Source organism: Thermovibrio guaymasensis, assembly GCF_003633715.1.
GTDB lineage: Bacteria > Aquificota > Aquificia > Desulfurobacteriales > Desulfurobacteriaceae > Thermovibrio > Thermovibrio guaymasensis.
Map to the genome: position 1 here is coordinate 485,751 of NZ_RBIE01000001.1, position 18,018 is coordinate 503,768.

The window sequence follows — 18,018 nt, forward strand, 5'->3', positions numbered from 1 at the left end:
GTGGTGGGCCCGGGAGGACTCGAACCTCCGACCGTCCGGTTATGAGCCGGATGCTCTAACCAACTGAGCTACAGGCCCACTGTTTTATTGGTGGAGCCGGCGGGATTCGAACCCGCGACCTTCAGACTGCCAGCCTGACGCTCTCCCAGCTGAGCTACGGCCCCAGTTAAATATTAGATGGCGTCCCCGGCGGGATTCGAACCCGCGTCGCCGGCGTGAAAGGCCGGTGTCCTAGGCCGGGCTAGACGACGGGGACGCTTTAAGTGGTGAGCCGCCCAGGACTCGAACCTGGGACCTACGGATTAAAAGTCCGTTGCTCTACCAACTGAGCTAGCGGCCCACCTTTGCTGGAGGGTAATATAGGCCTCTTTCTTAACCTGTCAATACTTTGGTGTGTAATATTCATAAGTTAAGGATTGATATTTGGTAATAACTTTGTTAAAAATCTTCATACAAACTATGGGAGGTATGCTTATGGGGAGGATTTTCCTTGTGCTTGCTACTCTCCTTCTAACTTCTCAAGCGGTGGCTGAAGACGTTATTGTTGAAGCTACTTCTTCTCTGGAGCCAGTTTCCTCTGCAACTTTGGTTGAGAGGAAAGGTGTAAAGGAAATTTTGGACTCTTTTTCTGGTGTAAACCTTATTTCCCTTTCCTCTGCTCCTACGCCTAGAGATGTTGTTTTCCTAAGGGGCTTTACTCCTGAAAGGTTTTACGTTTACTATGGAGAGGTTCCCCTAAATGGTTCAGGGATAAGGGGGAATTTCTACTTTGACCTGTCATCCCTTCCCCATTTTATCAGGAAGGTTAGGGTTATATATGGTCCATCGGTAGTTTACGGTTCAAATCCGGGAGGGAACGTAATTCTTGAGCCTGAAGGTTTTCCAATCAATAAGGAGTTTTCCTTTTCTGCTTCTGCCGGTTCTTACAATACCTATAAGAGCTCCCTTAAGCTCTCTCTCCCTGCAGGCTTGACCGGCGTTAGGCTATCATTTCAGGGTCTTTCCTCAAAGGGCTACCTTAGAAATGACTCTTCAAAGACGGAGAGCCTTGAGCTAGGGCTTTTTAGGTTTATTGGGGATAGTTCTGTTTTAAAGTTTACTACTTTCCTTTCCAGGGTTAGGGACGGTTTCCCCGTCCTTAACACTCCAAAAGTGGAAGCTTCAAATTACGATGATAACTATCCAAAAGTAGAAGTAACTTACTTTAGTCTTGCCTGTGCTCCCTACTGTAAGATGAAGTTGATCGATAGGGATGGCGATAACTACTTAATTAGACAGGTTGAAAGGTATTCACTAGACCTTTTAACTCAGACGGATAAAGGTGAACTTGACTTTACCCTTTACTTTAACAGGGCAAAGAAGTGGGAGGACTACTACGGCTTTTTTAAGACTCCTAAAGGGGTAAAACTTATCTCTATGAAACTTGAAGGTACCGATGACTTTACTTACGGTTTTAGGACCCTTTACTCTCAAAAGCCTTTTAAGTTAGGTGCAGAGTTTAACAGTTCTGGTTACGGGAGCATTGAAAAAAACGGTAAGGAGCTGACTAATTCAAACCTTCACGCCCTCAGGAGAGGTGCCCTCTTCGCTGAAGTGGAAAGGGAGCTCCTTGGTTTAAAGCTAAGGGGAGGCTTCCGGGTTGAGAGGTGGCTTGGCAGGGGGACTTCTGGAGATACTGAGCTCCTGCCGGCCATTTCTCTCTTTAAGGAAGTCGGAGAGAATACCTTTTACTTTGGAGTTGGAAGGGTTTATAGACCTCCTAAGGCTGAAGAACTAAAGTGGTATTCAGCGGGGAGGACCCTTCTTAAGAGGTTTGGGTATAACTATAAACTAAAGGATGAAGAAGGTTGGGATTTAGAGGCTGGGGTCAGGAATAAGAACCTCTCCGTTAGGTTCTTTGACTACCGCATTAAAAACTACATAGTCAGTAACTTTTTAGCAGCTCAGAAAGTCCTTCACCGTTCGTTTCCGTATAGGGTTATTGAAAACCTCAGCTGGGTTAAGAATAGAGGAGTAGAAGTTTCCTATCAAAAGAGTTTAGGTTCTTACTCTTACTTAGTTTCTTACACTTACCAAAACTTTTCTCACTCTTCATCTAGCTTTACACCTTCAGAAACTCCATCGCCTAAGGTTCTCGTTCCAAAGAGTAAACTTGTCCTTTCATTAAGGAGAGGGAACTTCCTTTTGAACAAGGACTGGGCAGAAGTTGAGATGAAGGCTTACTCTAAAAGGAGTGGTGTAAGTGAAAAAGTTCCAGGATTTACAGTTTTCTCCTTTTCTTACGGATTGAAACCCTTTAAAAGACTTGACCTTTCAATTAAAATAGACAACGTCTTTGATAGGAAGTACTACTTTGTTGAAGGTTATAGAATGCCCGGAAGGAACTTTTCAGTTAATCTAACTTATGCTTTTGGGGAAAGATGAGAGGAGAAACCCTCCTCTCATACATTTTCTCCCTCCTTATTCACTTTTTCATCATCTCTCTTTTAATCTCTTGGACCTCCAGCCTTTGTCTAAAAAAGGAGAAGAGGGAGTTCTCAATTCCTGTGGAGCTCAGCTGGGAAGTTCCCTCCCAACCGAAGTTAGAGAAATTGAATCAGAAAGGGAGCTCCCTAAAGGAGAGAAAGGTTCAACCTAAGAGAAAAAAAGAAGTACAAAGAACGCAAAACTTTAAAGTGAAACCTAAAAGGAAGTTAAAGAAGGTAAGTAAAGTGAAGAGGAAATTAACTAGAAAGTTAACTAAAAGGGAAGTTAATAAGTTAAGCTCTAAAAAGAGTGCTTTCTCAAAGATTAAGGAGAAAAATCCTATAAAAAGAAAAGTAGAGAGTTTTAGGGGGAAAGCACCTGAACCTAAGAGAGACCTCCTTTGCTCTAGACCAGCTAATGAGCCTGAAGGAAATGCTTTGGGTAGTTCTAAAAAAAAGAAAGAAGTTCAAAACCTTGAGGCTAAAAGTTTCTCAAAGGAGGGGAATTTAGGTAAAAGAAGTTCTTTTAACCCTCAGGACTATAGAAAGCTTGTAATCTCCACTCTAAATAAGAACAAGTTTTACCCTCCCCTTGCAAGGAGACTGGGGATTGAAGGCAGGGTTGAGCTCAGGATTACCTTTAACAGGAAGGGAGAGCCTGTAAAGGTTGAAGTTCTCAACTCTCCCCACTTTGTTTTGAAAAAGGCAGCAGTTAAGCTGGTTAAGAAGAGCTCCTTCCCTCCCCTTCCAGAGGATTACCCAGAGGATACCTTAACCCTTAAGGTGGGTATAGTTTATAAACTTGTTGATTAGAGAATCTTTACTTCAAGGTTAAGCTCTATTCCAAAGAGCTCTCTTACTCTTTCTTTCCCGATCTCTACTATTTCCTGAAAGTCCTTTAAGGTTCCTTTACCTTCGTTAATTAGGAAGTTTGCGTGTTTTTCAGAGAACTTTAAATCTCCAAGGGAAAAACCTCTTAGACCGCACTTATCAAGGAGTCTTCCGGCACTCTCCTCAGGTGGGTTTTTAAAGGTTGAGCCGGCCGTTCTCAAGAAGAAGGGAGGCTGCTTTGAAAGCCTCCTTAAAACGAATTCCCTAATTTTCTCTTTAACTTTTTCCTTTTCCTCTTTCTCTATTTTGAACTTGGCTTCAACTACAACTCCACTCTTAGGAAAGGGAGATTCCCTGTAGGAAAAACCTTTAAACTCCGTTAACTTCTTGACTTCTCCACTGTAAGTTACAAAAGTTACTTCTTTTAAGAGTTCTTTTACTTCCCTGTTGAACGCTCCTGCGTTTTGAGCTATTAGTCCTCCAACTGTTGCTCTTGGTATCCCGGCTAGAAACTCAAATAGTAAAAAACCCCTTTTCATCTGAAGTTTAAGGACTTTCCTTAAAGGAACTCCTGCACCTAAGGTTATTTCCTTTTCCTTTAGTTCTACTCTTTGGAATCCTTTAAGGGAAATGAGGGAAGTTTCTCCGCTTACTACACTGTTTGAGCCGCCGCCTATCGGCTTAAAGCCCTCCCTCACTAAGAGGGAGAGCTCCGATAAATTTTCAGGAAAGTAAACTCTTGTAGGCCTTCCTATTCCAAGTGTTGTAAGCTCTTTTGCTGTTAGTACTTTAACCTTCAAACCTATCTCTCAGTTCCTTTGCCGCTTTTACAAAGTTTACAAAGAGTGGGTGAGGTTTCCTGGGCCTTGATTTAAACTCAGGGTGGTACTGAACCGCAACGAACCAGGGGTGGTTTTTAATCTCTACAACTTCTACAAGTTTACCGTCTGGAGAAGTTCCAGCTATAACGAGTCCTGCTTTCTCTAGAGTTTCCCTGAAGGCATTGTTAAACTCGTAACGGTGTCTGTGCCTTTCGGAAATTTCCTTTACGCCGTAAGCTTTATAGCTGAAGGTGTCTTCCTTAAGAACGCAGGGGTAAGCCCCCAACCTCATAGTTCCCCCTTTCTCTTTAACTCCCTTTTGTTCTTCCATCAGGTCAATTACAGGGTAGGGGGTTGTTTTGCTGAACTCTGAGCTGTGGGCTCCTTCAAGACCTGCCACGTTCCTTGCAAACTCTATAACGGCACACTGCATTCCGAGACATATTCCGAAGAATGGAATTCTGTTTTCCCTAGCAAACTTTACTGCCCTAATTTTCCCCTCAACTCCCCTCTCTCCAAAACCTCCTGGAACTAAAATTCCATAAACGTCAGAAAGGAACTCTTCAGGTTCTACCTGGTCAAGCTCTTCAGCGTTAACCCACTTTATATCCACTTTTACGTTGTTTGCTGCCCCTGCGTGGACGAAGGACTCAACTATACTCTTGTAAGCGTCCGGGAGTTCAACGTACTTTCCTACAATAGCTATCTTTACACTTCCTTCCTGAGGTTTCTTTATCTTATCAACTACCTTTTTCCACTCCGAAAGGTCGGCCTCCTGACTTACGGGAAGCTGAAGCTTCTCTATTATGAGCTGGTCAATTTTCTCCTTTTGGAGGACTAGGGGAACTTCGTAAATAGTTGAAAGGTCCTTTGCGGTAACCACTTCATGCTCTTTAAGGTTTGCAAAGAGAGCTATTTTCCTCTTAACCTGCTGAGGGATGCTCCTTTCAGAGCGGCAGACGATAATATCCGGTTGAATACCGATTGCTCTAAGCTCTTTTACCGAGTGCTGTGTAGGTTTTGTCTTAAGCTCTCCTGCACTCTTAACGTAAGGGACGTAAGTAACGTGTATGTAGATTGCGTTGCTCTTTCCTACTTCTGCTCCAAGTTGCCTTATAGCTTCAAGGAACGGAAGCCCTTCAATGTCTCCAACGGTTCCACCTACTTCAACTATTACAACGTCAACGTCAGTTGACATGAGCTGTTTTATCTTTTCTTTAATTAAGTTTGTAACGTGGGGAATTACTTGAACGGTTCCTCCGAGGAACTCTCCTTTCCTCTCTTTTTGAATTATCTCCTGATAAATCTGGCCACTGGTTACGTTGTTAATCCTTTTCATAACTGCGCTTGTAAAGCGCTCGTAGTGACCAAGGTCAAGGTCGGTTTCGGCTCCATCTTCGGTAACGTAAACTTCACCGTGTTGGTAGGGGTTCATCGTTCCAGCGTCAACGTTAAGGTAAGGGTCTAGCTTCTGAATAGTTACTTTTAATCCCCTACTCTCCAAAAGGGTTCCGATTGAGGATGCCGTTATTCCCTTTCCTATTGAGGATAGAACTCCACCGGTAACGAAGATAAGTTTTGAGGCCATTATTTAACCTCTCTTTAAGATTTTTTCTGCCCTTTCAAGGTCCTCTGGCGTATCTATTCCTAAAGGTTCCCTTTCAACAACTGAGACCCGAATTTTATAACCATTTTCAAGGATCCTTAACTGCTCAAGCTTCTCAAGACTCTCAAGTCTTCCAACTGGCCAATTAACGAACATTTCAAGGGCTTCTTTCCTAAAGCCGTAAATTCCGATGTGTTTTAAGTAGTGTTCGGGCTTACTATCCCCTTCCCTGATGAAGGGAATCGGGCTCCTTGAGAAGTAGATGGCGTTAAACTCCTTATCTAGAACCACTTTTACCCTGTTAGGGTTCTCCACCTCTTTTAAATCCCTAAAGGGAGTTGCAACTGTTGAAAATAGACAGCCCTCTTTTAAGGCCCTGTAGAGGGGAAGGACGTGTCCTTCCTCTACGAAAGGTTCGTCCCCTTGAACGTTTACTATGAATGGGTAAGGGAGGCCTTTAACAGCTTCATATACCCTGTCAGTTCCGCTTGGGAGGTCTGAAGGGGTTATTACTGCCTCAACTCCCTCCCTATTAACTAGTTCCTTAACCTTGTGGCTGTCTGTTGCTACTATGACGTTAGAGGCAAAGGCCTTTACTGCCCTAACAGTCCTTACTATTAGCGGAACGCCTGCAACCGGGATTAAGGGTTTGTTGGGAAGCCTCGTAGAGCCCAGCCTTGCAGGTATAACAACTACTGCGTCTTCCATCTTACGCTTTTAAAACTCCTTCAACTATTGATTGGAACATCCTTAGGCCGTCTGTTGAACCCAGGATTGCCTCTGAGGCCCTTTCCGGGTGGGGCATGAGTCCAAAGACGTTGCCCCTTTTGTTACATATTCCTGCTATGTTATTTAGAGAGCCGTTGGGGTTAAATTCAGGACTTACAACTCCCTCAGGGGAGGAGTACCTTACCACTACCTGACCGTTTTCCTCTATTTCCTTTAGGGTTTCAGGTGGGCAAGTGTAGTTTCCTTCAGCGTGGGCTATGGGAATCCTTACAACTTCTCCCTTTTTGTAAAGGTTAGTAAATGGGGTATCAACGTTCTCAACCTTGAGGTGTACGAACTTACATATAAATGATAAGGTTTTGTTCGGTAGCATTGCTCCAGGTAGGAGGCCAGACTCAAGGAGAATTTGGAACCCGTTGCAGATTCCCATTACAAGCCCTCCCCTCTCTGCAAACTCACATATCTCTTCAGTGATTGGGGAGAGCTTTGCCATTGCTCCGGCCCTAAGGTAGTCTCCGTAGGAAAAACCTCCGGGAACTATTACGCAGTCAATCCCTTTTAGGTCTCTATCCTTATGCCAAAGGTAAACTACTTCATGGCCGAGAACTTTCTCTATTACCCAGCCTACGTCCCTATCACAGTTACTACCTGGATAAACAGGTATTCCAAACTTCATTACTCCTCCAGCTCTTCAATTTCGTACGTGTACTCTTCAATTACAGGGTTGACTAGGAACTTCTTAGCCATTTCCTTTATTTCCCTTTCAACCTCTTCCCTACTTTCAGCTTCAATTTCCATGGTTACGTACTTTCCCACCCTTACGTTTTTAACGCTTGTAAAGCCTAGCTGGTGAGCGGCTTTCTCAACGGCGACCCCTTGAGGGTCAAGGATCCCTTTCCTATAAGTGATGAGTACCTTCACTAAAAAGCTGGCCATTTTCCTCTCCTAAGGCTAGTTTTTTCCAGTAGCAAAATTATACATCTGGAGAAGGACTTGGCCTTTAAAAAGTGTAGTAATTGTTCTTTTGTTAAGAGTTACTTTCTCGTTATTCTAGTTGCGGCTTTTACTTTAAGGTTCCTTCCTCAGTACTCCATATTCGTTAACACACTCCTTCTCATTGGAATTCCGGTCCTCATTTACAGGAAGGATGCTTACGAGTTGGGGTTTAGGAACTTCCTTTCTGGGTTAAAGTGGGGACTTTTAGTTTCAGTTATTGTTCTTGGAGTCTACTTTATCCTATGTTCAAGCTTTAGTAAAGTTAACTTCGGATTTTCAGTAAACGCTCTTTTGTTCTACCTTTCTGTGGCTATCGGGGAAGAGGTCTTCTTTAGGGGGTTCTTCTACTCCTTGTTTGATAATGAAGAGATACTTAAGGGATTTTTAACTAAGAATAACTTAGTTTCAAGTACTCTTTTTGGGGTCGCTCACTCTCTGATTTACTACGATCCTTCAATGTTTAAGGTCTTCTTTCCATCCCTAGTTATGGGCTGGCTCTACGAAAGGAGCGGTTCTATAGTTGCTCCGGTAATCTTTCACTGGCTTTCAGACTTAATTTACCAGTTTGTGAGGTGCGTGTGAGGAAAACGTTTTTAATAACTGCTTTAATCTCATTTTTGATTGATAGGTTGACTAAAGTTTGGGCTGTAAAGGAGCTCTCCCTCTCCTCTAAGCCGATTATTCCAGGTTTCTTTCAGCTCAGGTACGCAGAGAACAAGGGAGCCGCATTTAGTATTTTCTCATCTTCCCCAGAGCCACTTAGGATGTTCTTCCTCTTGGTACTGCCAACCTTAATTGCCCTCTTTGTCCTCTACTACGGGCTGTTTAAGGTGAAGGATAGGCTAACTTCTGTAGCCCTTGGCCTTATTTTGGGGGGAGCTCTTGGGAACATCTACGATAGGCTCTTTTACGGTAAAGTCGTTGATTTCCTGGATTTCTTCTTTAGAAACTATCACTATCCTACTTTTAACTTTGCCGATGTTTTCGTCTTCTTTGGAGTTTCTTTACTGCTTCTTAAGGGTTTTAGGGAAAGTTGACTTTGTTTTTGTGGCGGATAATTTTAAGATGGTCATTTATAATGGAAAAGAGGTGATATAATTGGGGAGCTCCAGGGTCTCCCACTCCTTCGTTGAAGAGTTACTCTCTCAGGTTGATATAGTAGATGTTATCTCCCACTACGTCCCTTTAAAGCAGGTTGGGAGGAACTTTACGACCCTGTGTCCTTTCCACCACGAAAGAACTCCCTCATTTGTTGTCAGTCCTGAAAAGCAGATTTTCAAGTGCTTTGGCTGTGGAGTTGGGGGAAATGCAATAACTTTTGTGGAGAAGTACGAAGGAGTTTCTTTCTACGAGGCTGTAAAGAGAGTTGCTGAAATCTGTGGAGTAGAGCTCTCCCAAGAAGACTTTAAGGATAGGGAAGAAGGTTTAGAAGTTGAGGAGTTCGGGTATAGGGTTGCAAAGCTTTTTAACTCTTACTTAGAAAAAGTTTCAGACTATTTGGAGAGTAGAGGTATTGATAGGGAAACAGCCGATAGGTTCCTTTTAGGCTACGCACCGAGGGGCTACTTAAGGGAACTTAGGGATATACCGAAAGAGGTTCTGGGAGCTCTCGGCCTTGTTAGTCAAAGTGGTAAAGAGTTTTTTTTCGATAGACTTATAATTCCAATCTTCAATCACTCTGGGAAAGTTGTAGCCTTTGCCGGCAGGACTTTAAGGGAGAGCGGTTCTCCTAAGTACATAAACAGTCCTGAGAGTAATCTCTTTAAAAAGGGTTCTCTCCTTTACGGTTTCTACCAGTCAAGGGAAGAGGTCCTGAAGAGCCGCCAAGTTATAGTTGTTGAAGGTTATTTTGACGTTATCTCCCTCCATAAGGTAGGGGTTAAGAGGGCCGTTGCTCCTATGGGAACTTCCCTCACAGAGAACCACGTTAAGTTTATTAAGCGCTACTGCAACAGGCCTCTCCTTCTTTTTGACGGAGACGGTGCCGGGAGGAAAGCAACGGTTCGCTCAGCTGGGCTCTTTCTGAAGTTCGGCTGTGAACCTTTAGTTGTTCAGCTTCCTGAAGGGGAGGATCCCGATAGCCTCTCAAGGAGAGATCCTCAGCTTTTGGAGAAGCTCATCGCAGCTCCTCAACCCTTTATAGGGTGGGCTATTAAGAGCGCAAAGGTGGTTTCGGCTGAAGAGAGGGGGGATTTCCTGAGGTTAATTGCCCAGAGTATAGCTCCTCTTCAGTCGGTTAACCCTATCCTGTTTAAGGAGTACTTATCCCTTCTCTCTGCAGAGTTTGGAATTGACGAAAGGTGGGTAAAACTGTACTCCCCTAGGTTCTTTAAGGAGAAGAATCAATCTGAAGAAGAGCCAATACCCTTCCACGAGAAAGTTTTCCTTAAAGCCCTCCTTGAGGGAAGCTTGAAACTTCCTGTGGAGCTCTCCCCAACAGTCTTTGTTTCTTCAAAGGTAGCTAAGCTCTATACGGTCTTGATAAAGACGGAAGTGAGGGAACCTACCATTTTGCAGAGTCAGTACCCTGAGGAAGCCGGTTTGATATCGGAGCTCCTTCTAATGGAAGTATCTGAAGATGACGTTCTCAAGTCTATGTGCAGGCTCTTGACAAAGGAGCTTGAGAGGAGATTGAAAAAGACAAAGGAACTTAAGGAGAAGATGAGGATAAAGAGGATAATCTTTAGCTTAAAGAAGGGAGATTTAGGAGTTGTCAGTCAAGTAAAAACCAATTAAGGAGGTGGTCTTGGAACGGGTAAACTTTGACGAGATTATAGCCTTAGGTAGGGACAAGGGCTACATTACCTTTGATGAGCTGATGGAGCACCTGGACGAGGAGGTGCTCACACCAGAGCTCATAGAAGAGCTTATAACCCAACTGGACGAGTACGATATTCACATTATACCAAAAGAGGGGGAGGAGCAGGTTGACTTATCTAAACTTCAGATAACGATTGCTCCTGATACTCTTCCCCGTTCAGATGACCCAATTCGCCTCTACTTAAGGGAGATGAGCGGGATCTCTCTCTTAAAGAGGCACGAAGAGATCTCCCTTGCTAAGAGGGTTGAGCTTGGGAGGAAGGCGTTAGTAAGGTATCTCCTGAAGACAAACGCAGTTCTTAACTACGTTCTTGAGGTAGAGGAAAAGATAAAGGAAGGAGAGATTAAAGTAAGGGATATAATGCGTTCTCCCGATGAATTTGCAGAGGGAGGAGAGAGCCAGAGGAAGAAAAAGTTCTTTGCCATTACTGAAGAAATAAAGAACCTCCTTCCTCAGTTTCAAAAGCTTCAGAAGCAGTACAGGAGAAATAAGAAAAACCCAGAGGTTAAGAGAGAGTTCCTTAAAGTTTGGGCGAGAATCAACAACCTTTTAAGGCAACTTCCACTTTCCTACTCAATTTATGAAAGAATGGCCGACGATATATACAAAAAATATAAGCTCCTTAAGAAGAGTGAAAGGAGTATTCAGAAGTTAAGCGGGAAACTTTCATTTATAGGGATTCCTATAGAGGAGATATGTTACAAGCTTGATGATGATGAGGTGAGGGAGAAGATAGACGCTTCTCCTTACACGACGAGAGAAATTAAGAAAATGGTTAAGAAGTACCTTGATACGAAGGAGACCTATAAACAGATCATAGATTCCCTTGATATGCCGAGGAACGCCTTCTATAAACTTGCAGAGAAGATCTACTTCTATAAGAAGGATTCCCAGGAGGCCAAGCAGATCTTGGTTCGCTCAAACTTGAGGTTAGTTGTGAGTATTGCTAAGAAATACATAAACAGGGGGCTTCACTTCCTTGACCTGATTCAAGAAGGGAATATAGGCCTTATGAAAGCCGTTGATAAGTTTGAGTACAGGCGGGGTTATAAATTTTCAACCTACGCTACTTGGTGGATTAGACAGGCCATAACCAGGGCAATTGCCGATCAGGCTAGGACCATAAGGATTCCGGTTCATATGATAGAAACTATTAATAAGGTGATAAAGATTTCCCGCCAAATGTTCCTTGAGATGGGAAGGGAGCCAAGGCCTGAAGAGATTGCAGAAAGGTTAAGGATGCCTGCAAGCAAAGTTCGTTCAATTCTTCAGCTTGCTCAGGAACCAGTTTCCCTTGAAACTCCGATTGGTGACGATGAGGATAGTACCCTCGGGAACTTTATTGAGGATACGAAGAGCCCTATCCCTGAGCATGAGGTTATAAAGAAGGACTTACAGGAAAAGGTAAATCAGCTCCTTTCACAGCTGAGTGAAAGGGAAGCTTTAGTTCTAAAGCTCAGGTTCGGACTTGACGGTTATCCGGAACACACTTTAGAGCAGGTTGGTAAAGAGCTTAAAGTTACGAGGGAGAGGATAAGGCAGATAGAGTCTAAGGCTTTGAGGAAGTTGAGGAACGCAGGTCTTAATATAGATCTCTCTATTTTCCTTGAGAGGTAGGGGTTATTCCCCTTTCCTCTCCCTTAACCAATTTAGGAATTCCTTAAAGTCCTCTGGGACTTCAGACTTAACTTCTATTTTCTTCTCGGTTTCAGGGTGTTTAAATGAAATTTTCCTGCTGTGGAGGAGAATCCTCGGTGCAAACAGGAGCTCCTCCTTCCAACTTCCCCTGTAGTACTTAAACTCACCTACAACAGGGTGGCCGATTTGAGCTAGGTGTCTTCTTATCTGGTGTTTCCTTCCGGTTTCTATCCTTACTTTTAGTAAGGTTGTCCCTTTAAAGATTTCAACAGGTTCCACTTCAGTCACTGCTGGCTTTCCCTCAATAGGAGTCTTTATTACCCTTTTCCTTCTTAATTCTCCTTTAACTAAAGCAAAGTACTCTTTCTCTAACTCTCTCCTCCTAAAGAGCTCTTTAAACCTATCAAATATATCTTTCCCCTCTACTGCAATTATTACTCCTGATGTTTGCTTGTCCAGCCTGTGGACTACCCTTAAATCCGGATTGAATTCCTTCCTAATGATGTCTTCCAAACTTCCCTTTCCTTCGTTTGTTGTTATGAAAGGAGGTTTGTTAAAGATCCAAATCTCCCCTTCCCTTTTAAGGAGTTTAACTTCAGGCTTCTTAAATAAGTCTTCTGGATAGGGAAAGATTATTCTTTCTCCTCCCTTTAAGGTCTTTCTTCCTATTAGCTCTTTCCTGTAGTTAACGGATACCAAACCCTCATCTATTAACTTTTTTGCCCTCTTCTTTGAGCCTACTGCCTTACCGACCTCTTCCACCAGTTTTTTCCTTTTTTCTCCTAGAAATTTAAACTTTTCCATCTCTTCTCCTATAGAAAAAATCAATGCTAAAGATAGTTGTATTAAGGAGTTGTCTTTTTAATTTTAAAAATGAAAGTAAATTGAAAACAAATTTCAGGAGGGAAAAAATGGCATTAGTAGGTCAAAAAGCACCTGAGTTTAAAGTTCAGGCCTATGATCCGGTAAACAAGAAGTACGTAGAAGTATCCCTGAGCGATTACGTTCCAAATAACGAAGGGAAGTTCTTAATCCTCTGCTTCTACCCAGCAGACTTTACCTTTGTCTGACCAACAGAGTTGGCTGCGGTCGCAGCTAAGTACGACGAGATTAAGTCACGTGGAGCAGAGGTTCTAGCGATCTCAACCGATACAGTTTTCAGCCACCAGATTTTCTGTGAGGTAGAACCCCTAATGAAGGACGTTAAGTACCTCCTTGGTTCAGATCCAACGGGAGAAGTTTCAAGGACTTACGGCGTATACATTGAGGAGGCTGGAATAGCAAGGAGGGGAAGGTTTATTATCAATCCAGACGGAGTTATAGTGGCTGAAGAAGTGCTTAATCCTCCGGTTGGAAGGAACGTAAATGAGCTATTAAGGCAGCTTGATGCCTGGAAGTACGTTTACGAGCATCCAGAGGAGGCTTGTCCTGCAAACTGGAGACCCGGTAAGAAGACCCTCAAGCCCGGTCCAGACATTGCCGGTAAGGTTGGAAGTGTTATCACTATTGACGAAATCCTATCTTAAAGGGACTTCACTTAAGGACCTAAGGGGGCTTTTGCTCCCTTTTTCTTTTGCTATTTCTATAGAAATTAGCTATAGCAGTTATAGTTATTTATAGTTGACTAACTGCCATTCCTTCCTAATTTTAATGTAGAAACAAATGAAAAAAATTTTCAGGAGGAAGGAGATGGCATTAGTAGGCCAGAAAGCACCAGACTTTACCCTCAACGCTTACGACCCGGTTAAGAAGGAGTACACTACAGTAAAGCTCTCAGACTATCAAGGAAAGTTTTTAGTCCTCTGCTTCTATCCGGCAGACTTCACTTTCGTCTGTCCAACGGAGATTGCAGCAGTTAACGCAAAACTGGAAGAGATTAGGAATTTAGGAGCAGACGTCCTTGCAGTTTCAACTGATACTCAATTTAGCCATCAGCTCTTCTGTGAAGTAGAACCTCTACTGAAGGACTTAAAGTTTCCACTTGCTGCAGACCCAACAGGAAAGACTGCAAGGGATTACGGCGTATACATTGAAGAGGCTGGAATAGCGAGGAGGGGAAGGTTTATTATCAATCCAGACGGAGTTATAGTGGCTGAAGAAGTACTTAATCCTCCGGTTGGAAGGAACGTAAATGAGCTATTAAGACAGCTTGATGCCTGGAAGTACGTTTACGAGCATCCAGAGGAGGCTTGCCCTGCAAACTGGAGACCCGGTAAGAAGACCCTCAAGCCCGGCCCAGACATTGCCGGTAAGGTTGGAACAGTTATTACTATTGATGAAATCCTATCCTAACTTTTAAGGGGCTTTTGCCCCTTTTCCAATGATTAAGTAGAAAAACTCTGCTCTCTTTCCCATTTCCCTATTTATACACCTTATTCCTGCTCTACTTCTTAACTTCTTTAACTTCAACTTGAAAGGGCTCCTTATCCAACTTTTTTCCCTGATTCCCCTTACCCAGCCATTTCCTGTTAAGTAAATCCAACAGGATTTATACTCTTCAGGTTTTTCAACCTTAAATGCTATTTCCACTAAATCGGTTTTGATTAGACCGATGTCTGGTTTGTGTTCCTCAACTACTAAAGGTTCTATTTGCAAATTCCTTACGAAGTTTTTGAATCCTGATTGATTTCCAACTACTGCAAACCTTGGAACTAGGATACCTTTCCCGCTGTAACTTCCCCTGTCTTGAGTTAGGAGGAGTTTGTATCCTCTCTCTTTAAAGAAACTTACTGAAATTTTGTCGTACTCCCCGTATGGGAAAGCTAAAAATTTCGGTTTTCTACCGAAGATTTCCTTAAATCTCTTTTCAGAGAGTTCAGCTTCCCTTTTTAAAACTTTCAAGTAACTCTCTCTTGGAAGTTCTGCCCTCAGTTTTGCAAGGCTTGGATGGCTGTAAAGGTGGTTTTCAAAGTCTACAAGCCCGCTCTCTTCCATTTCCCTGATTTGTTTTAGAGTCAGAAAGTCAGGGTATCTATCTATGGTTTCCATATAGAGGAAAACTGTGAATGGAAATTTGAACTCTTTTAAGATTTTAAAAGCCTTATAAGTTGTTCTATACCCGTCATCAATTGTTATCACTACGCTCTTTTTTGGGATCTCCTTACCCGAAGAGATAGTTTTGTACAACTGCTCAAGGCTTATAACCTGGTACCCATTCTCTTTCAGGTAGGAGAGCTCTCTCCTAAAGTCATCAAGTGAAACTGACGTTGAGGGGTAGCGTTTGTCTCCAAACCTGTGGAAAACAAAGATGGTTGCGTAGTTATCTAATGCTGAGGCTGTTTGAAGCAAACAGAGGCTGGTCAGTAGAGTCAAAACCGTTCTTCTTAACCACCTTTTTAAGGAGCTCTGTGTACTCATCTTTCCTCTCAGAGTAACTGTGTAAACTATCTATAAGGGTGTAGATATCAGCTCCCTTACTTCTTAGCTCTCTAAACCTTTCGTAAGCCCAACCTACGTTTAGGTTGTAGATGTAGTCTTTTACAGATTCGTACAGGGAGTTGTAAACTTTCAGGCATGCAGAAGACCCTTTTGCTTTTAAACACTTACCTCCTCTGAATGCGTAGATTCCAAAGGCGTTGTTTGCCTCTGTGAAGAACCTTGAAGTCCCCCAACCACTCTCTACTGCTGCCTGGGCAAGGACAAGACCTTCAGGCACTGTATTTACCCTTTTAAGGAGTTCTCCTATATCCTGTGTTCTGTATTTCTCCATAAGTTTTTTAAGTCTTTTCTCTTCCTCAAAAGTTAACTCCTCTTTATCCTTAACTTTAAGCAAAAACTCTCTCTCCCTTAAAACTTCCTCGTTTGCCCTTCTAATTAGCGGTAACATTACCCTTACAAACTCTCTTTTCCTCTCCTCTATAGGAAGTTCCTTTAAAGAAATGTGGGACGGTAAGGGCCTCTTTACTTCTACCTCTTCCTTAACTTCTACTTTTGGCTCAATAGGAGGCACTAATTGGGCTTCTGTCTGACTACCTTCCTTCTTATCACTACTGTTAATTCCTACAAAAACTCCGGTTAAAACAACCACAGGTGCTAAAAGCGCTGCAGACTTAAACCTCAAGCCTAAACCTCTTATTTGGTTTTTCAGCGGTAAATTTATTTCCTTTTGTTATACTTGAGCGAAAAAGGAAAGGAGGTTTTGCATGTCTGCAATAAGGATTAAAGCTCCTATTACTGACGATTCTGTAGTTGAAAATTTAAAGGCGGGCGATTTAGTTTTAATCTCTGGAGTTATCTATACTGCAAGGGACGCAGCCCATAAGAGGATTGTAGAGGCACTTGATAGAGGGGAGAAGCCTCCAATAGAGTTGAAGGGGCAGATTATCTACTACGCCGGTCCTGCTCCTGCTAAGCCTGGAAGGCCTATAGGTTCAGTAGGACCGACTACTAGTTACAGGATGGATCCTTATGCTCCAAGACTCCTTTCTGAAGGTTTAAAGGGGATGATAGGCAAGGGAACGAGGAGTCAGGAAGTTATTGAAGCTATTAAGAAGTACAAAGGCGTTTACTTTGGGGCCGTTGGTGGAGCCGCAGCCTACCTTGCCCGCTGTGTGAAGAGTGCGGAGGTTGTTGCTTACGAGGACTTAGGACCTGAAGCAATTAGAAGGCTTGTTGTTGAGGACTTTCCAGCCTTTGTCGTTAACGATATCTACGGTAACGACCTTTACAGGATGGGAAGGTGTCAGTTTGAGGAGATTGAGGATTTGGAGCTCTCCAAGTGCAGGTAAGTTGTTAAAAATTTGTTAAAATTTGTATCGCTTTTCTTTTATATTAAAAGATCGTGGAGATGGTAAAGTGGAGAGTTACTTAATCCTCTTCGCCTTTTTCCTTATAGCTCTTACGGTAGCCATTGTCGTTCCAAACGTTAACTTTATTACTAACAGGTTTTTAAAGATAAACAGGGAAGAAAGGGACAAGTACGAACCTTACGAGTGTGGGATACCGAAAGTCTTTCCCTTTGACAGGCATTACTTTGCCTTCTTTTACGTAATTGCTCTTGTCTTCCTCCTTTTTGACCTTGAGACTGTTTTTCTCTTTCCCTGGGCAGTAGCTTTCAGGGAGCTAGGGGTATTTGGGGTTATTGAAGCGTTTCTCTTTGTTGGGATTCTTTTAGTCGGATTTCTCTACGCTTTAGTAAAGGGAGCTCTAAAGTGGGAATAGGAGAGGGAATTTTCTTAACTAAGCTTGAAGAACTTATCAACTGGGGAAGGAAAGGTTCTCTATGGCCCCTTGCCTTCGCGACTGCCTGTTGCGGAATTGAGATGATGGCAGCTGCTGCTTCCCGTTACGACTTTGACCGTTTCGGCGTTATCTTCAGGAACACACCGAGGCAGTGTGACCTCCTAATAATGTGTGGAACGATAAGCAGGAAGATGGCTCCGATCATAAAGAGGCTCTGGGATCAGATGCCGGACCCTAAGTGGGCTATTGCGGTAGGTAGTTGTGCTATAAGCGGTAACATCTTCCAGACCTACTCTACACTAAGGGGGCTTGACTGTATAGTTCCGGTAGACGTCTACGTTCCAGGGTGTGCTCCAAAACCTGAAGCTTTCTACGAGGCTTTAATTCTCTTAAAGAAGAAGATTAAGAGGGATAAGCCAATAATAGTTGGCGGTGGAGAAGGATGCTCTACTTAAGTGATAGTCTGGTTGAAGTTCTAAAGGAAGAATTTAAAGGAAAGGTAAGGGAACTTCCGAACTTAAGGGGTGAGACCTCCCTTGAGGTTGAAAAGGAAGTTCTCTTAACCTTTATGGGCTTTTTAAAGCACGATGACAGGTTTAAGATGGATATGCTTGTTGACCTGACTGTAGTTGATTACCCCGATAGAAATCCCCGTTTTGAGGTTGTTTACCACCTCCGTTCCCTTTCCCTTAGGCACAACTTAAGGGTTAAGTGCTGGGCAGAGGGTGAAGAAGTTCCTTCCGTTGTAGAGCTCTGGAAGGCTGCTGATTGGCTTGAGAGGGAAGCTTACGAGATGTTTGGAGTAAAGTTTACAGGAAGGGAGCTGAGAAAACTCCTCTTACCTCAAAAGTACCCTTACTTTCCCCTTCGTAAAGACTTTCCACTTGAGGGCAAGGAAGCCCCCTGTGACGTTTGGGATTGGGAGTAGAT

General features: G+C 43.1%; 20 protein-coding genes, 3 tRNA genes and 1 other RNA gene. 12 read left to right on the forward strand and 12 right to left on the reverse strand.

Translation table 11 applies throughout. The annotated features are described in order from the left end of the window. Window position 1: 1 nt before the first annotated feature. From C7457_RS02700 to C7457_RS02715, 4 genes are all read right to left on the reverse strand, one after another. Window positions 2-78, reverse strand: a tRNA-Ile gene (locus tag C7457_RS02700). A 10-nt stretch (window positions 79-88) separates the two neighbouring features. Next, window positions 89-164: a transfer-messenger RNA gene (gene ssrA, locus C7457_RS02705) on the reverse strand. A gap of 14 nt (window positions 165-178) precedes the next feature. Then, window positions 179-256: transfer RNA gene (locus C7457_RS02710), tRNA-Glu, on the reverse strand. A gap of 8 nt (window positions 257-264) precedes the next feature. Beyond that, window positions 265-340 (reverse strand) — tRNA-Lys (locus tag C7457_RS02715). A 134-nt stretch (window positions 341-474) separates the two neighbouring features. On the opposite strand from C7457_RS02715, the gene C7457_RS02720 reads away from it, so the two are divergent. Then, the gene (locus C7457_RS02720; protein ID WP_170137329.1) at window positions 475-2,424 is read left to right on the forward strand and encodes a TonB-dependent receptor; all 1,950 of its coding nucleotides are present in this window, start codon (window positions 475-477) and stop codon (window positions 2,422-2,424) included. Further along, window positions 2,421-3,278, forward strand: a complete 858-nt coding sequence (locus C7457_RS02725) for a TonB family protein (RefSeq protein ID WP_121169905.1) — start codon at window positions 2,421-2,423, stop codon at window positions 3,276-3,278. Before C7457_RS02720 ends, C7457_RS02725 begins: the two co-directional genes overlap by 4 nt. Here the strand turns inward: C7457_RS02725 and murB are convergent. From murB to purS, 5 genes are read right to left on the reverse strand one after another with little or no spacing between them, the layout of a single operon-like run. Then, window positions 3,275-4,096: a UDP-N-acetylmuramate dehydrogenase gene (murB, locus tag C7457_RS02730; RefSeq protein ID WP_170137330.1), complete on the reverse strand. Its 822-nt coding sequence runs from the start codon at window positions 4,094-4,096 to the stop codon at window positions 3,275-3,277. The genes C7457_RS02725 and murB overlap by 4 nt on opposite strands. Continuing rightward, window positions 4,086-5,705 carry a CTP synthase gene (pyrG, locus tag C7457_RS02735; RefSeq protein WP_211321806.1) on the reverse strand — a complete coding sequence of 540 codons (1,620 nt, stop codon included), beginning with the start codon at window positions 5,703-5,705 and terminating at the stop codon, window positions 4,086-4,088. The genes murB and pyrG overlap by 11 nt, the downstream gene beginning before the upstream one ends. A 3-nt stretch (window positions 5,706-5,708) precedes the next feature. Continuing rightward, on the reverse strand, window positions 5,709-6,431 hold the full coding sequence (gene kdsB / locus C7457_RS08830) for a 3-deoxy-manno-octulosonate cytidylyltransferase (RefSeq protein ID WP_211321807.1): 723 nt from the start codon (window positions 6,429-6,431) through the stop codon (window positions 5,709-5,711). Between the two features lies 1 nt (window position 6,432). Further along, window positions 6,433-7,128 carry a phosphoribosylformylglycinamidine synthase subunit PurQ gene (purQ, locus tag C7457_RS02740; protein WP_121169907.1) on the reverse strand — a complete coding sequence of 232 codons (696 nt, stop codon included), beginning with the start codon at window positions 7,126-7,128 and terminating at the stop codon, window positions 6,433-6,435. After that, entirely contained in the window at window positions 7,128-7,388 is a 261-nt protein-coding gene (gene purS, locus C7457_RS02745) for a phosphoribosylformylglycinamidine synthase subunit PurS (protein WP_121169908.1), read from the reverse strand. The genes purQ and purS overlap by 1 nt, the downstream gene beginning before the upstream one ends. A gap of 57 nt (window positions 7,389-7,445) precedes the next feature. On the opposite strand from purS, the gene C7457_RS02750 reads away from it, so the two are divergent. The 4 genes from C7457_RS02750 (at window position 7,446) to rpoD (ending at window position 11,886) form a co-directional block, all read left to right on the forward strand. Next, window positions 7,446-8,030: a CPBP family intramembrane glutamic endopeptidase gene (locus C7457_RS02750; RefSeq protein WP_121169909.1), complete on the forward strand. Its 585-nt coding sequence runs from the start codon at window positions 7,446-7,448 to the stop codon at window positions 8,028-8,030. Further along, entirely contained in the window at window positions 8,027-8,485 is a 459-nt protein-coding gene (lspA, locus tag C7457_RS02755; protein ID WP_121169910.1) for a signal peptidase II, read from the forward strand. Before C7457_RS02750 ends, lspA begins: the two co-directional genes overlap by 4 nt. Before the next feature lie 61 nt (window positions 8,486-8,546). Further along, the gene (gene dnaG, locus C7457_RS02760; RefSeq protein WP_121169911.1) at window positions 8,547-10,184 is read left to right on the forward strand and encodes a DNA primase; all 1,638 of its coding nucleotides are present in this window, start codon (window positions 8,547-8,549) and stop codon (window positions 10,182-10,184) included. A gap of 4 nt (window positions 10,185-10,188) precedes the next feature. Continuing rightward, on the forward strand, window positions 10,189-11,886 hold the full coding sequence (gene rpoD / locus C7457_RS08990) for an RNA polymerase sigma factor RpoD (protein WP_338065548.1): 1,698 nt from the start codon (window positions 10,189-10,191) through the stop codon (window positions 11,884-11,886). A gap of 3 nt (window positions 11,887-11,889) precedes the next feature. On the opposite strand, the gene C7457_RS02770 is transcribed toward rpoD, so the two are convergent. Further along, entirely contained in the window at window positions 11,890-12,711 is an 822-nt protein-coding gene (locus C7457_RS02770) for an RluA family pseudouridine synthase (RefSeq protein ID WP_121169913.1), read from the reverse strand. A 107-nt stretch (window positions 12,712-12,818) separates the two neighbouring features. Here C7457_RS02770 and C7457_RS02775 point away from each other — a divergent pair, with 107 nt between their 5' ends. Both C7457_RS02775 and C7457_RS02780 read left to right on the forward strand, forming a co-directional pair. Then, complete coding sequence (locus C7457_RS02775) at window positions 12,819-13,433, forward strand: peroxiredoxin (protein ID WP_121169914.1); 615 nt, start codon at window positions 12,819-12,821, stop codon at window positions 13,431-13,433. A 163-nt stretch (window positions 13,434-13,596) separates the two neighbouring features. Continuing rightward, a complete protein-coding gene (locus tag C7457_RS02780; protein WP_121169915.1) occupies window positions 13,597-14,199 on the forward strand; it encodes a peroxiredoxin in 603 nt (200 codons plus the stop codon). A 3-nt stretch (window positions 14,200-14,202) separates the two neighbouring features. Here C7457_RS02780 and C7457_RS02785 read toward each other — a convergent pair whose 3' ends face one another. Both C7457_RS02785 and C7457_RS02790 read right to left on the reverse strand, forming a co-directional pair. Next, entirely contained in the window at window positions 14,203-15,264 is a 1,062-nt protein-coding gene (locus C7457_RS02785) for a polysaccharide deacetylase family protein (RefSeq protein WP_121169916.1), read from the reverse strand. Continuing rightward, window positions 15,167-15,967, reverse strand: a complete 801-nt coding sequence (locus tag C7457_RS02790) for a glucosaminidase domain-containing protein (RefSeq protein WP_245939564.1) — start codon at window positions 15,965-15,967, stop codon at window positions 15,167-15,169. The genes C7457_RS02785 and C7457_RS02790 overlap by 98 nt, the downstream gene beginning before the upstream one ends. An 82-nt stretch (window positions 15,968-16,049) precedes the next feature. Here C7457_RS02790 and C7457_RS02795 point away from each other — a divergent pair, with 82 nt between their 5' ends. From C7457_RS02795 to C7457_RS02810, 4 genes are all read left to right on the forward strand, one after another. Continuing rightward, complete coding sequence (locus C7457_RS02795) at window positions 16,050-16,634, forward strand: Fe-S-containing hydro-lyase (RefSeq protein WP_121169917.1); 585 nt, start codon at window positions 16,050-16,052, stop codon at window positions 16,632-16,634. Window positions 16,635-16,701: 67 nt separating this feature from the next. Beyond that, window positions 16,702-17,067, forward strand: a complete 366-nt coding sequence (locus C7457_RS02800; protein WP_211321808.1) for an NADH-quinone oxidoreductase subunit A — start codon at window positions 16,702-16,704, stop codon at window positions 17,065-17,067. Then, a complete protein-coding gene (locus C7457_RS02805) occupies window positions 17,058-17,543 on the forward strand; it encodes an NADH-quinone oxidoreductase subunit B (protein ID WP_121169918.1) in 486 nt (161 codons plus the stop codon). The genes C7457_RS02800 and C7457_RS02805 overlap by 10 nt, the downstream gene beginning before the upstream one ends. Beyond that, window positions 17,531-18,016, forward strand: a complete 486-nt coding sequence (locus tag C7457_RS02810; protein ID WP_121169919.1) for an NADH-quinone oxidoreductase subunit C — start codon at window positions 17,531-17,533, stop codon at window positions 18,014-18,016. Before C7457_RS02805 ends, C7457_RS02810 begins: the two co-directional genes overlap by 13 nt. Window positions 18,017-18,018: the final 2 nt, after the last annotated feature.